Origin of the sequence: Salinicola sp. MH3R3-1, from assembly GCF_001937155.1 — a bacterium.
In the GTDB taxonomy this organism is placed as follows: Bacteria; Pseudomonadota; Gammaproteobacteria; order Pseudomonadales; family Halomonadaceae; genus Salinicola; species Salinicola halophyticus.
Window position 1 is genome coordinate 88,683 of sequence record NZ_MSDP01000009.1, and the last position, 12,753, is coordinate 101,435.

A 12,753-nucleotide genomic window follows, 5' to 3' on the forward strand; every position below is an offset into this window, starting at 1 on the left:
CGAGCCGGAGGAGTGAACATGAGTCTGTTCCATCGTGACGACAAGACAGCTGGGGAAGGCCGTATCGATGACGATATGGCAATCGCCGCCGAGCGTGCACCTCATCTGGGTGACGATCCTATCCGCGAGGAGCCCGAGCTGGCTGCGGACCTGGATCCTCGGGACGCTGCAGCGGATCCGCTGGAAGAAAGCATCGACGAGCCGCCCGCCTATGCCACGGCCTATCTGGCGCATGAGGGTTGGGGCGAACGTTCTCGTCGTAGGCTGGACGACCAGATTACCGATACCCGCGAAAGCTGCGATGAATTCGTGCAACGCAAGCCGTGGCAGAGTGTCGGCATCGCCGCGCTGGGTGGCGCGCTTCTGACGCTGCTGCTGACCCGGCGCTGACCGCTCCTCTTTTCGCCAATGGTCGGTGTCACCGACTGTATATTTACTAACCCTTCACCATTTTCAAGATTAAGGATGATCCATGAGCCGCAACTATCGCGAAGACACCCGCCGCCATTATCAGGATGCCAAACGCCGCGGACGCCAGAGTCTCGACCGCGCACGCCATCGTGCCGATGACGTCAGCCACGAGCTGGCGGAACATGCCGAAGAAGCCTGGCGCGACACTGATGACTACGTCCATCGCAATGCCTGGAGCAGCATGGGCGTTGCTGCACTGGCAGGATTTGCTATCGGCTTCCTCGCCGGCCGACGCTAAGTCTCCGGCCTTTCATCGGCCTGACGGCAAGATAGTATGACCTCTGACGGCTCCGTGGCGCCCCTTCGTGGCAAGTCACGGGGCCGTCGAGGGTTTGGTGGATGCCACGCGACAACGGCCGAATCGTCATGATCGACATCGTCGGGCTCCGTCTGTCAGTGAACGCTTCCCATGAGGCAGTGCTTTCTACTCTGTCGCCCCTTATGGCTACCCTGTCTCCCCTTCCGGCCTAGCCTATCGACACTTCCGGCCTAGCCGGTCGCCCCTTCCGACTGCTCGCAAAGCGTCTCGCGCAGATGGCGCAGCGAATCCGCATCGCTACTATCGGGCCATAGCCACAGGCGCTGCCCGGAAAGGTCGAATGCCGACAACAGCGGGCCCAGGCGCACGACTCGGCACGTTCGGGGCTGCCAGTGACCGCCGTCGATGGAGCTCTCCCACACCGCGTGTCCATTGGTCTGCCCGCACCGAAGATAAAACCGTCGTGGCACGGCGAGATACTGCCGGTAGCTCAGCCCGATCGCGACGAAGGCCACCGCGACAGCGACCCGGTAATCGAGCCACCATCCCGCGTAGCTTGCCAAAACCAGCCCCAGCAGAATCTGGCCGGCAAGCGACAGCCTAGAGCGTCTGATGACGACGACGATCGATGGTTTCGGCATGTTCGACGATCATCTTGACGAGGCGACGCATATCCGGATCCTGCGGCCACTCGCGGCGCATCAACCAGGTGAAAAGATCCTGATCTTCATTGGCCAGCAGTTCCCGGTAAAGTACCTGGTCCCGCGCCGACAGCTGATCATAGCAATCTTCGAGAAACGGCATCAGCAGCAGATCGAGTTCCCACATGCCTCGCCGGGAGTGCCAGTACAGTCGTCTGCGTATCACATCTTCGTTGTCCGGCATGCATTTTCCTCGATCGAGTGTATTGCACAGCATTATACCCATGTGGATTCTTTGCCACTATCTTCGCCGCTATCTCAGCCGCTATCGGCGAACCGGAGCCCAACGGCTAATGCGTTGTTTTCTCAAAAGTTGCGAAGTATGCTGAAGCGACAATAATAGATGTCGGACGTCCGTTATGCCGTCCGCCACCGCCAGGCAGAGGCTTCACGGAGAATGTCGATGACCAAGTCTGAATTGATCGAACAGATTGCCGCACGCCGGCCCGAGCTATCGGCCAAGGAAGTGGAATCCGCGGTGCGTGTCATTCTTGACGACATCACCAGTGCACTCGCCGACGGGGGACGCGTCGAGATTCGTGGATTCGGCAGTTTCTCGTTGCATTTTCGCGAGCCTCGCACCGGGCGAAATCCCAAGACCGGCGACGCCGTGGACCTCGACGGCAAATATGTCCCGCACTTCAAACCGGGCAAGGAACTACGCGAACAGGTCAACGCCAGCCGCGCGCTCGGCTACTGATCTCCCCAGTCACTGCAGCCATCGTTCCGGCGAGGGCTGCCACCGCGGAATCGAATGGCGGCGAAAGCTGCCAGCGGTGTGTCACCAGGAATTGCTATGCGCTGGCTCAAAGGCGTCATCCTCGCCATCATTCTGATCGTCGTGCTGCTGCTCGGCATTCTGTTTGCGGTCAATAACCAGCAGCCGCTGCCGTTGGATCTGATCTGGTTCCAGTTGCCGCCAGCGTCACTCTCGCTGTGGCTGCTGGTGGCACTCGCCTGCGGCGTGATTCTCGGCATGCTGGCCATGACCGGCATGTACCTGCGCCTGCGCACCCTTCTGACCCGCGCCCAGCGTCACAATCAGCAACAGCGCAAGGAACTCGATCGTCTGCGGACGCAGGAGTTCAAGGAAAGCACCTGAATGAGCGATGTACTGCTGCTAGCGTTGCTGGTGGCAGCCATCGCCATCGGCTGGTTGCTGGGCCGTTGGGAGTCGGGGCGCTTTCGCGCTCCGCCTCAACCGCCGCGGGGATCTCTGCCGAAAGATTACTTCGTCGGCCTCAATTACCTGCTCAACGAGCAACCCGATCGTGCGATAGAGACCTTCACCCAGGCGCTCGAGGTCAACAGCGATACAGTCGAAACCCATATCGCGCTGGGTAATCTCTATCGTTCGCGTGGAGAAGCCGATCGCGCCGTCCGCATTCATCAGAACCTCCTCGCCCGCCCCGCCCTGACCCCCTCACAGAGCGGCCAGGTGCAGCTGGAACTTTCCCGCGACTTTCTCAATCTCGGCTTACTGGACCGCGCCGAGCGTCTGTTGCTGTCACTGCAGAAAAGCCACGTCGAGGATGCCCAGAAGCTTGCCGGTAAAAGGCTACTGGTCGATCTGTTCGAACGCGAGAAGGAGTGGGCGCAGGCGCTGGAGGCCGCCCAGCCCCAGTTGGTTCGCCAGGATGCCGATATCCGGCGAGCCGCGGCGCATTGGCACTGCGAGCTGGCTCATCGGCATCGCTGCGACAACAGCCCGTCACTGGCCCGCAAGGCATTGAGGCAGGCGCTGCAGACCGACGAGCGCTGTATCCGCGCCAACTGGATGCTGGGGCAACTGGAATGGGATATCGGGCAGTATCGCAACGCGGCGCGGTTCTGGCAGCGCGTGCCGGAGCAGGATCCGGGCTTTACCGCCATCGTGCTGGAGCCGCTGCGGGACGCCTACCGATTGCTCGATGACGACGACGGCTGGTGGCAATTTCTGGAGAAGCAGCTCCAGCACAATCCGCAGACCACGGTGGTGATGATGGCCGCGGATACGCTGAGACATCGTCAGGGCACGGAAGTCGCCTGCGCGTTCGTCAGCGAACAGCTTCGCGAGCATCCCAGCCTGCGGGGGGTCGATTACCTGATGGATCTCTATCTGGATGACAGCGACCCCGAAGAGCGCGATCGTCTGGAACTGCTCAAGCAACATACTCGCCAACTGCTGAGCATTCGCCCCCGACATCGCTGTCAGCGCTGCGGCTTCGGCGCCGAACAGCTCCAGTGGCAGTGTCCACGCTGCCGCAGCTGGGGCACCTGTAAACCGGTCACCGGACTCGAAGGCGAATAACGAGTCGAACCGGTGAAATGCCGGCAAGCCGCCTCGGCGGCAGTCGCGCTGTCGTCACGTTCAGCCCTGCAACGAATGCTCGATAGCCGCCAGCGCCGCCATCGGATCGCTTGCCTGGGTTACCGCTCGACCGATGACCAGGTGGGTACTGCCGGCCGCCATCGCAGCGTCGGGAGTCATCACGCGTCGCTGATCGCCCCGGTCGGCTGTGGCAGGGCGAATTCCCGGCGTCACCTTGAGAAAGCTTTCGCCGCACAGCTCGCGTAACCGGGCGCTCTCCCGCGCCGAGCAGACAACGCCATCCAATCCACTCTCCTGAGTCAGTCTGGCCAGCCGCTCGACCTGACTCAACGCGTTCCCCGTCACCCCCGTCTCCCCGAGCTCGTCGTCGGACATGCTGGTCAGCACCGTGACTGCGATCAGGTGGGTCTTCAACCCCCGCTGCGCCAATCGCTCGACGCTGGCCTCCATCATCCGACGGCCACCGGCTGCGTGCACGTTCACCATCCACACGCCCTGGTCCGCCGCCGCCTCGACCGCGCCTGCCACGGTGTTGGGAATGTCGTGAAATTTCAGATCCAGAAATATCTCGAAACCGCGTTGATGCAAGGCGTCGATAGCGGAAGGCCCAACCCGGGTGAATAGCTCCTTGCCGATCTTGACTCGACACCGAGCAGGGTCGAGCGCATCGGCCAATTGCAGTGCCGATGGCAGATCCGCGTAGTCGAGCGCGATGATGAGCGGCGAGTCGGTAACAGACATGGGAAGAGCTCCGGCTATCGAATTCGTGCAGGAGTATACCGAATGCAACGCAGCCAGGGGTCGTAAACCGAATCGGCGACTGCCGCGAATCAACCTATAGCGATTGGCTTACAAGACTCTGCGATTTCCACCCATCAATCCGCTGTCGAGGTCGTCGATAGAAAAAGAGACGGCCGGCCAATAATAACTCCGGCTTTCTTTCTCCTTACCTCTGAAGGAAACCACAAAATGAAGACGTTGATTCACGCAGCACTGTTCTCGCTTCTCAGCTTCTGCGCGCTGCCGGCGCTGGCGCAGGATGCCACGGTCAATATCAACGAGGCATCGGCCGAGACATTGGCCACGCTTCCCGGCATCGGCGAAGTCAAGGCACAGGCCATCGTCGCTGATCGCGAGTCCAACGGCGACTACAAGACGCTCGAAGATCTCACTCGGGTCGACGGCATCGGCGAAACCACGGTTACCAATCTCGCTGACAGCGCGACGCTCTAGTTCGTTACCGCCAGCACTACCCGGGGCCGACGATGGCTCCGGGCCAATCCCGCTTGCAATCCCGCCGATCGTCTCCATCTTGACACATTAGGCAGCGTCAACGACGGAGACTTCATGCCCCTGCTTCTGCTCTTTGTGCTACTGGCCATCGCCGATTTCGCCATTCTGTTCTCGGTCGGTGCCAAGATCGGTCTACTGGCGAGCTTGCTGTGGATCGTCGCCAGCGCCGCCTTCGGCATCCATCTCATTCGCCGCGAAAGCCTGCTGACACTGCAGCGCGCCCGTGAGCGCATGGCGGCCGGCGAGATCCCTTCGGATGAACTCATGGCAGGCGCCTCTTTCGTTTTTGCCGGCCTGCTGTTGATAGCGCCCGGCTTTCTCTCGGACGTGTTTGGACTCCTGTGTCTGCTACCGGGCAGTGGTCAGCTATGGCGACGTTGGTCGGGCCGCGGCGCGCGCCATCCCGATGTTCGCGGCAACGATATCCCCGGTGACTGGAGTACGCACCAACGTCAGCGCGAGGATGCCGCCGATGACGGCCGCGCTCAGGATTCCACGCCGCTCATCGAGGGCGACTATATCGGCAAGAAAGATACGGACGGGCTCGGCAAGAACGACATGGACGGAGACCGCCGTCAGCGATAATTTTTTTCGTCGCGCCCTTGAAACCGGGCAACCAGACCCAATCAAGGCAGCAGCGATAGCTTTAGGCCATCAGGCCCATTAACCGGAAGGCCTAGCCTTCGCCCCTTGAGCCTGGCTCATGCGGGAATGTGCATTTGCAACATGCAACCATCAGGAGAACGTGAGCAATGAAAATCCGTCCCTTGCACGATCGCGTCATCGTACGTCGCAAAGAAGAAGAGCAGAAAACTGCCGGCGGCATCGTGCTTCCGGGCAGCGCCCAGGAAAAGCCGACCCGCGGTGAGGTTCTGGCGGTGGGCAACGGTCGCATCCTCGAGAGCGGCGAAGCACGCCCGCTGGACGTCAAAGTTGGCGATACCGTGATTTTCAAGGAAGGCTTCGGCGTCGAGAAGCAGAAAGTCGACGGTGAAGAAGTCCTGATCATGAGCGAAAACGACATCCTGGCCGTCGTCGAAGACTGATTGGCCTGACCAACGCTCGACGATTCATCACGATTTCACGCTTTACATGATTTCACGCATTACATTAGGAAGATCGAACAATGGCAGCTAAACAAGTCAAGTTCTCCGATGATGCACGCAAGCGCATGGCGCGCGGCGTCAACGTTCTCGCAGACGCCGTCAAGGCGACGCTGGGCCCGAAGGGTCGCAATGTCGTACTCGAAAAATCCTTCGGCTCACCGACCGTCACTAAAGACGGCGTTTCCGTTGCCAAGGAAATCGAACTGAAAGACCGGTTCGAGAACATGGGCGCGCAGATGGTCAAGGAAGTCGCTTCCAAGACTTCCGACGCTGCCGGTGACGGCACCACCACGGCGACCGTTCTGGCTCAGTCCATCGTCAACGAAGGCCTGAAAGGCGTCGCTGCCGGCATGAACCCGATGGATCTCAAGCGCGGCATCGACAAGGCCGTCATTGAAGCCGTCAAGCACATCCAGGCACTTTCCGTACCGTGCACCGACGCCAAGGCGATTGCCCAGGTCGGGACCATCTCCGCCAACGGCGACGCACGTATCGGTGAAATCATTGCCGAAGCGATGGAAAAAGTCGGCAAGGAAGGCGTCATCACCGTTGATGAAGGCCGTGGCTTCGAAGACGAGCTGGAAGTGGTCGAAGGCATGCAGTTCGATCGCGGTTATCTCTCGCCGTACTTCGTGACCAACCAGGACACCATGGCGGTCGAGCTCGAAGACCCGTACCTGCTGCTGGTCGACAAGAAGGTCGCCAACATTCGCGAACTGCTGCCGGTTCTCGAAGCTGTCGCCAAGTCGGGCAAGCCGCTGGCGATCATCGCTGAAGACATCGAAGGCGAAGCGCTGGCGACACTGGTCGTCAACAACATGCGCGGCATCGTCAAGGTCGCAGCGGCCAAGGCACCGGGCTTCGGCGATCGCCGCAAGGCCATGCTGCAGGACATCGCGATCCTGTCCGGCGGCACCGTGATTTCCGAAGAAGTCGGCCTGAGCCTCGAGCAGGCCAACCTCGACCACCTGGGCAGCGCCAAGCGCATCACCATGTCCAAGGAAAACACCACCATCATCGATGGTGCTGGCGTCGAGTCCGACATCGAAGCGCGCGTTGCCCAGATCCGCGCCCAGATCGAAGAGACCTCTTCCGACTACGATCGTGAGAAGCTGCAGGAACGTGTGGCCAAGCTGGCCGGTGGCGTTGCCGTCATCCGTGTCGGCGCCGCGACCGAATTCGAGATGAAAGAGAAGAAAGCCCGTGTCGAAGACGCGCTGCATTCGACTCGTGCCGCTGTCGAAGAAGGCGTCGTGCCTGGCGGCGGTACCGCCTTTGTTCGCGTTCTGACCATGATCCAGGGTCTGACCGGCGACAACGAAGACCAGACTCACGGTATCGCTATCGCCCTGCGCGCAATGGAATCTCCGCTGCGCCAGATCGTGACCAACGCTGGTGAAGAGGCTTCCGTCATCGTCAACCGCGTCAAGGACGGTGAAGGCAACTTCGGTTATAACGCGCAGACCGGCGAGTACGGCGATCTGTTCGAAATGGGTGTTCTCGACCCGGCCAAGGTAACGCGCACGGCTCTGCAGTCTGCAGCCTCCGTTGCCGGCCTGATGATCACCACCGAAGCCATGGTCGCCGAAGATCCGGAAGACGCACCGGCTGGTGGCGGCGGCCCGGACATGGGCGGCATGGGTGGTATGGGCGGCATGATGTAAGACGACTAAGTCGTCCAGGTATCATTACCTGATCGGGCCCCAAGCCCACTGTGGTCACTGACTCTTTAGGGTCGGTGACCACGGATAGCATTATCAGAAACCCGGTATTCGAGCTGAAACAGTTCGGGTATCGGGTTTTTTAAGGTCTCAATTCAGAACGATTTCGAAATTCCCCGCCGTCGCCCGCAGCGCTCATGCCCTCGTTCATGCCCTCGTTCACGTAGCTCGTTAGTAGCCGTGATCCGCCTCTCGACTAGTCGTATTGAACAGTACTTATTGATATCAGTGACTTGATATCAGTGACGATAACGTCAATCGCTTACCTGCATCCAAGTGTTTAGCTGATGCGTACCCCTCTCGGCACCAGTAAATTGGAGCAGACGCTGTCTCGGGGGCTATAACATGTCAACTCGCTATTTTGTTCGTGCGGTCAATCCCAATTCACTGGATGAACACTTCGTAGTCGCCGATTTCCATCGAGAAGGCGCCTGCATCAATGTCTATTTCAACCGACCTGCCGCCCAGGAAGAGGCCAGGTGGTTAAATCGCCGTCACCATCGTCAGCAGCTCAAAGATGCGCACTACTTTTGCCTAGATGGCTCAGGGTCATTGACGATCTTTCCCCCTCAGATCGAGTCAACGGCTCCCTATGGTGCCCAAGTTGTTGATACTTCCCCCCAGTCGGCACCCAGTGCGCCTCATTCGGTGGAATTCTGCGACGCTGGCGACCGACCGTCGAATGCCTCGGCGTCGTGGGAAACACGAGAAGATATCCTGCATAACCTGTCTAGACGTCGACTGGTCCGATAGAAGTCTGGTATTGCCCCATTCCTGAATGGCGTGGCCATCAGGATCTTGCAAGTCGTTTCCGAAGCCTAAGAAAAATTAAACTTTTCAGGCTTTCTGCCGTTCAACTCTCAGCAGATGACGAGAGTCAGTGCGTGTTGGCCCCTTCGCGTCGGCCGACTCGTCTCGATAGGGCAGATAAAGGGAATGCAATGAGAATGACGTCGAGGGATCGAGCAGAACCTCTCATCAGAAAAGGCACTGGCCCGAATAAAGAAAGCCTGGCGTATCTCGCCCAGCTACACGATATGCCGTTGGGAACACTCAAGACGCGCGTGAAGAGATTCATCGACCAAGGTATCGACAGAGACAAGGCGATTCGACTCGCTCTCGAGTGCCCCATAGGTCCCCAAGGCCGTCCGCGGCAAGGATGACGGGTTAGATAGTGAAAGACGCCTCGTCTGAACGACGCTACGAGAGTGGAATGGCTTGCAAGTCTAAGTGGTTAAATTTACTATCAAAACCACTGCGGGTGTAGCTCAATGGTAGAGCAGAAGCTTCCCAAGCTTAAGACGAGGGTTCGATTCCCTTCACCCGCTCCATTACGGCCCGTTAGCGTGTGCCGACTTTGTTATTTACGCTCCTTCCCCTTCGTGTCGGTCCGACATCTTTTTGCCACCTCCAAGTCATTGTCCATAAAAGTCTCCATATCTTGACGAGTGGCGCGGCCAATCCTTCGTAGTCAGGATAATGTGCACGTAAGGCGCGCATCGGCTGTTGATCCGCTACGCTGATAGGGCAATCCAGAAAAGGAGATATCCAATGGCTCAGCGCCCCACCAAGTGTCCGAAATGCGGTCAGGAGAGTCTGGAGGTAGCAACGGGCGATACGCAGGGCGATGAAGTGCACTGTGCGTCCTGTGGTGCAGTCATCGGCGAGAGATCGGATTTCACCAGCGATATGCAAAAACGTGAGGACAAGTTCGTCAAGCAAGAGATCGCGGACAAGTTCGACCAGACGCTTCCCGGTGACGATGCCAAGGATAGCCATTGATACCCGGTCGATGACGTCGAGAAAGACACCCTTCACCAGAGAGGCGTCTTTCAGTCCGCATGGCCCAAATCGCATTGATCGGAAAAGAGAAAGCCCGACCGTTGATCGGCCGGGCTTTCAATCAGCATGTGCCTAACCTGCTGGAGGCTGCGGTCGATTCCGAACCGCTTCCCTGGCACCGTATTCCCTGACGGAATTTCCTGTCGCTATCCATGCTTAAAACCGCTCACAAGCATCACTTGTGAATCGCTACGCAGTCCATTTACTGAACATCTCAAAGAATGATGTCGACTTCATGTCTTGAGTCCATGATGCTCACTCACACCAGCATTATGGAACGGAGTCAAATTGCGGCCTCTTCCATTGGGCTATTAAATCGTCTCCAGCGAAGAGGAATCTGTTCGGCCAATGTCAGGCGAACGATCTTGCCAGAAAGTAAAACACCCAAAAAAAGAGTCGGCCGACTAATGCACGTTACCGCCTCAGCTTGCGCCAACTGTCGTAATTCCAAAGCCAACCTGGATTAACTAAAAAGCGGGTATTTGGTAGCATTTTGTAAATGTAATAACCCTGCCTCGATGACAGATCAGCAAAACGGGACAACTAGTGATATGAATGATTGATTGCCTAGATAGAAAGGCTTATTCAGGGCAAAAAAATCCCCGACCGAAATCGGGGAACCAAGGATCTACAACGAACGATAAGATTAATACTTGAAGGAGATGGCCGGTAGGTCATTCGATCCTATTTTTTTGTAAGAGATCGCCCATATTGACATCCCACATTGACCTAAAGAACAATTCATTAGACCACTATTCATATAATTGACCAGCCCGATAATTCTGTTTCGTACTTGCCAAGGCTTGCCTGAAAAGTCGTCGAGAGCAAGTTAGACACGGCAAAAATCGACGAAAACGGACCGGGCCAGCGTATCGATTTTCAATGACAGCGAGGACTTTTGATCCGGTTTTTAACGCCGTATGGCCGAACACAGGTAGTTTTCAGACCAAGCTAGACGACATCCCGCACCCGCTCCCAGGCATGCTCGAGATGGGCACTCAAGGCGCCGACCAGCGCCGACGTATCGCGTCGTTCCAGTGCCTGAATCATCGATTCATGCTCTGCTACCGCCGCCGCCCACTTCTCCTTCCCTTCATGCCCAATGAAACGCACGCGCTTGAGCTTCGACTGCAATGACGCATGAACCTGAATCAGCGACTCGTTGTGGCTCAGCGCCACGATGGCGGAATGAATGCGCTGATTGGTCTTGTAGTAATCGAGGCGATTGCCGTCTCGATAGTACTCCAGCATCTCATCGTGCAGCCGTCGCACTTCCGATATCTCCTCGTCGCTCCCCTGCTCGCAGGCCAGGCGCCCCGCGAGCTCCTCGAGCGTACGAATCAGCACCAGCATGTCCTGAATGTCCTTGGCCGAGAACTGGCGGACCGACGCACCGCGCTGCGGCGTCAGGTCGACCAGGCCTTCGCTCGCCAGAAAGCGCAGGGCTTCCCGGAGCGGCGTGCGCGAGACACCCAGACGCTCGCAGAGTGGACCTTCATAGATACGCTTACCCGGCTCGAGTTCGCCTTCGATGATCATGTCTCGAAGGTGGCTGGTGATCGCATCATGAAGTGAATGCCGGGCAATGGCAGAGCGCGACGATGACGGCGCGGACATGGCTGTCTTGTTCATGAATAGGGGCCGGTGGTTTGAAAGTAACGCATTGGATTTATCGATTCAGCCTCAGCACCCTCAAGGATACTCGTCTTGGTGAATGTCTGGGTGACTGTCTGGGTAACTGTCTGGGTAACTGTCTGGGTGAATCATCTGAAGCCATCATACTGCGCCTCGAACGGTCCCCGCCTCAATACCAACGTATAATGTATACATTTAGTTTTTGAGCGCAATCTCCTTCTCAAAGCGGGTGCTTCACCACGAAGTGCCGCCCCGAACGACGAGGAGATACCATGGCTCTTTCCCCATCGCGTCACGAAGCATCCGAGCGACCGATCATCGCCCTGGCCATGGGCGACCCTGCCGGCATCAGCGCCGAGCTGGCAGCCAAACTGGCCGCGGACGATGCCGTCAACCACGCCGCAAGACTAATCATCATCGGTGATCGTCGGATCTTCGATGAAGGCGCCCGCGTCGCCGGCGTCGCGCCAACGCTTCAGGCCGCCCATGACGGCGACGCATTTTCGAATCTCGAATCACCGGCGTTTTTGGATCTAGGCCATTTGGCGCTGGAAGACGTCGATCAAGGCAAGGCGACACCGGCCGGCGGGGAGTTCGCTTCGACCAATTTTCGCAAAGCCCTGGCACTGGCCCATGGCGGCCAGGTGGATGCCGTCTGCTTCACCCCGTTCAACAAGAAGGCGATGCGCTACGCCAACCCGGGCTACGACGACGAAATCCGTTTCGTGGCCGACGCCATCGGTTTCGACGGCAAAGCCCGGGAGTTCAACATTCTGGAATCGGTGTGGAATGCTCGCGTGACCTCCCACATTCCGTTGAAAGATGTTGCCGCGGCGCTGACGCCGGAATCGATCATCGACGAACTGGCACTGACCCACCGCTGCCTGCAGCAGGCCGGACACGATCATCCGCGCATTGCCGTTGCCGGCCTGAACCCCCACGCCGGCGACGGCGGCAGCTTCGGCATGGAAGAGATCGAGATCATCGAACCGGCCATCCAACGTGCCCGCGAACAGGGCATGGATGTCGAAGGCCCCTTCCCGGCCGATACCGTTTTCCTTCGCGCCGTGAAAGAAGGCTTTCACGCGGTGCTGACCATGTATCACGACCAGGGTCAGATCGCGATGAAGATGATGGGGTTCGATAGCGGCGTGACGATGCTCGGCGGCCTGCCCTTCGCCGTCTGCACGCCGGCTCATGGTACGGCCTACGACATCGCCGGCCGCGGCATTGCCGATCTCGGCGCCTCGCGCCAAGCCTTATTGCTGGCAGCACGCATGGCCAGCCAAGCCCGCCAGGCGGCAGCAGACTGAAGTTTCATCGTGTCCGGCGCAGACCGGCACGCTGGAAAGGTAGTGACTCATACGAGTCGATCATGGATCGCAAGCGTCTTTCACAAGAGCAATAACGCCAG

At 58.5% G+C, this 12,753-nt stretch carries 15 protein-coding genes and 1 tRNA gene; 12 read left to right on the forward strand and 4 right to left on the reverse strand.

The features are described 5' to 3' along the window. Positions 1–18: 18 nt before the first annotated feature. Positions 19–390: a hypothetical protein gene (locus BTW08_RS07020; protein WP_075561808.1), complete on the forward strand. Its 372-nt coding sequence runs from the start codon at positions 19–21 to the stop codon at positions 388–390. A gap of 82 nt (positions 391–472) precedes the next feature. Beyond that, complete coding sequence (locus BTW08_RS07025; RefSeq protein WP_075561809.1) at positions 473–709, forward strand: DUF883 family protein; 237 nt, start codon at positions 473–475, stop codon at positions 707–709. 251 nt (positions 710–960) lie between these two features. Here BTW08_RS07025 and BTW08_RS07030 read toward each other — a convergent pair whose 3' ends face one another. Together BTW08_RS07030 and BTW08_RS07035 are read right to left on the reverse strand one after the other, a co-directional pair. Then, a complete protein-coding gene (locus tag BTW08_RS07030; protein WP_075561810.1) occupies positions 961–1,371 on the reverse strand; it encodes a protein YgfX in 411 nt (136 codons plus the stop codon). Then, a complete protein-coding gene (locus tag BTW08_RS07035; RefSeq protein ID WP_075561811.1) occupies positions 1,331–1,615 on the reverse strand; it encodes a succinate dehydrogenase assembly factor 2 in 285 nt (94 codons plus the stop codon). Before BTW08_RS07035 ends, BTW08_RS07030 begins: the two co-directional genes overlap by 41 nt. A gap of 159 nt (positions 1,616–1,774) precedes the next feature. Between BTW08_RS07035 and BTW08_RS07040 the strand changes: the two genes are divergently transcribed. The 3 genes from BTW08_RS07040 to lapB all read left to right on the forward strand — a co-directional run bounded on the left by BTW08_RS07040 (position 1,775) and on the right by lapB (position 3,721). Then, complete coding sequence (locus BTW08_RS07040; protein WP_157957501.1) at positions 1,775–2,131, forward strand: integration host factor subunit beta; 357 nt, start codon at positions 1,775–1,777, stop codon at positions 2,129–2,131. Between the two features lie 96 nt (positions 2,132–2,227). After that, positions 2,228–2,533 carry a LapA family protein gene (locus BTW08_RS07045; RefSeq protein WP_075561813.1) on the forward strand — a complete coding sequence of 102 codons (306 nt, stop codon included), beginning with the start codon at positions 2,228–2,230 and terminating at the stop codon, positions 2,531–2,533. Continuing rightward, positions 2,534–3,721, forward strand: coding sequence for a lipopolysaccharide assembly protein LapB (lapB, locus tag BTW08_RS07050; RefSeq protein ID WP_075561814.1), 1,188 nt, complete (start codon positions 2,534–2,536; stop codon positions 3,719–3,721). It abuts the gene before it with no gap. Between the two features lie 60 nt (positions 3,722–3,781). On the opposite strand, the gene pyrF is transcribed toward lapB, so the two are convergent. Continuing rightward, positions 3,782–4,483 (reverse strand): orotidine-5'-phosphate decarboxylase, encoded by a 702-nt coding sequence (gene pyrF / locus BTW08_RS07055; RefSeq protein WP_075561815.1) that lies wholly within the window; start codon positions 4,481–4,483, stop codon positions 3,782–3,784. Positions 4,484–4,711: 228 nt separating this feature from the next. Between pyrF and BTW08_RS07060 the strand changes: the two genes are divergently transcribed. The 6 genes from BTW08_RS07060 (at position 4,712) to BTW08_RS07090 (ending at position 9,644) form a co-directional block, all read left to right on the forward strand. Beyond that, complete coding sequence (locus BTW08_RS07060) at positions 4,712–4,975, forward strand: ComEA family DNA-binding protein (protein WP_075561816.1); 264 nt, start codon at positions 4,712–4,714, stop codon at positions 4,973–4,975. A 114-nt stretch (positions 4,976–5,089) separates the two neighbouring features. Continuing rightward, positions 5,090–5,620: an FxsA family protein gene (locus BTW08_RS07065; protein ID WP_075561817.1), complete on the forward strand. Its 531-nt coding sequence runs from the start codon at positions 5,090–5,092 to the stop codon at positions 5,618–5,620. Between the two features lie 167 nt (positions 5,621–5,787). Beyond that, positions 5,788–6,081, forward strand: coding sequence for a co-chaperone GroES (locus tag BTW08_RS07070; protein ID WP_075561818.1), 294 nt, complete (start codon positions 5,788–5,790; stop codon positions 6,079–6,081). An 80-nt stretch (positions 6,082–6,161) separates the two neighbouring features. After that, complete coding sequence (gene groL, locus BTW08_RS07075) at positions 6,162–7,805, forward strand: chaperonin GroEL (protein ID WP_075561819.1); 1,644 nt, start codon at positions 6,162–6,164, stop codon at positions 7,803–7,805. Between the two features lie 1,314 nt (positions 7,806–9,119). Then, positions 9,120–9,193, forward strand: a tRNA-Gly gene (locus tag BTW08_RS07085). Positions 9,194–9,413: 220 nt separating this feature from the next. Next, on the forward strand, positions 9,414–9,644 hold the full coding sequence (locus tag BTW08_RS07090) for a hypothetical protein (RefSeq protein ID WP_075561821.1): 231 nt from the start codon (positions 9,414–9,416) through the stop codon (positions 9,642–9,644). Positions 9,645–10,655: 1,011 nt separating this feature from the next. On the opposite strand, the gene BTW08_RS07095 is transcribed toward BTW08_RS07090, so the two are convergent. Continuing rightward, on the reverse strand, positions 10,656–11,336 hold the full coding sequence (locus BTW08_RS07095; protein ID WP_075561822.1) for a GntR family transcriptional regulator: 681 nt from the start codon (positions 11,334–11,336) through the stop codon (positions 10,656–10,658). 275 nt (positions 11,337–11,611) lie between these two features. On the opposite strand from BTW08_RS07095, the gene BTW08_RS07100 reads away from it, so the two are divergent. Further along, positions 11,612–12,652 (forward strand): 4-hydroxythreonine-4-phosphate dehydrogenase PdxA, encoded by a 1,041-nt coding sequence (locus BTW08_RS07100; protein WP_075561823.1) that lies wholly within the window; start codon positions 11,612–11,614, stop codon positions 12,650–12,652. The last annotated feature ends 101 nt before the right edge of the window (positions 12,653–12,753 follow it).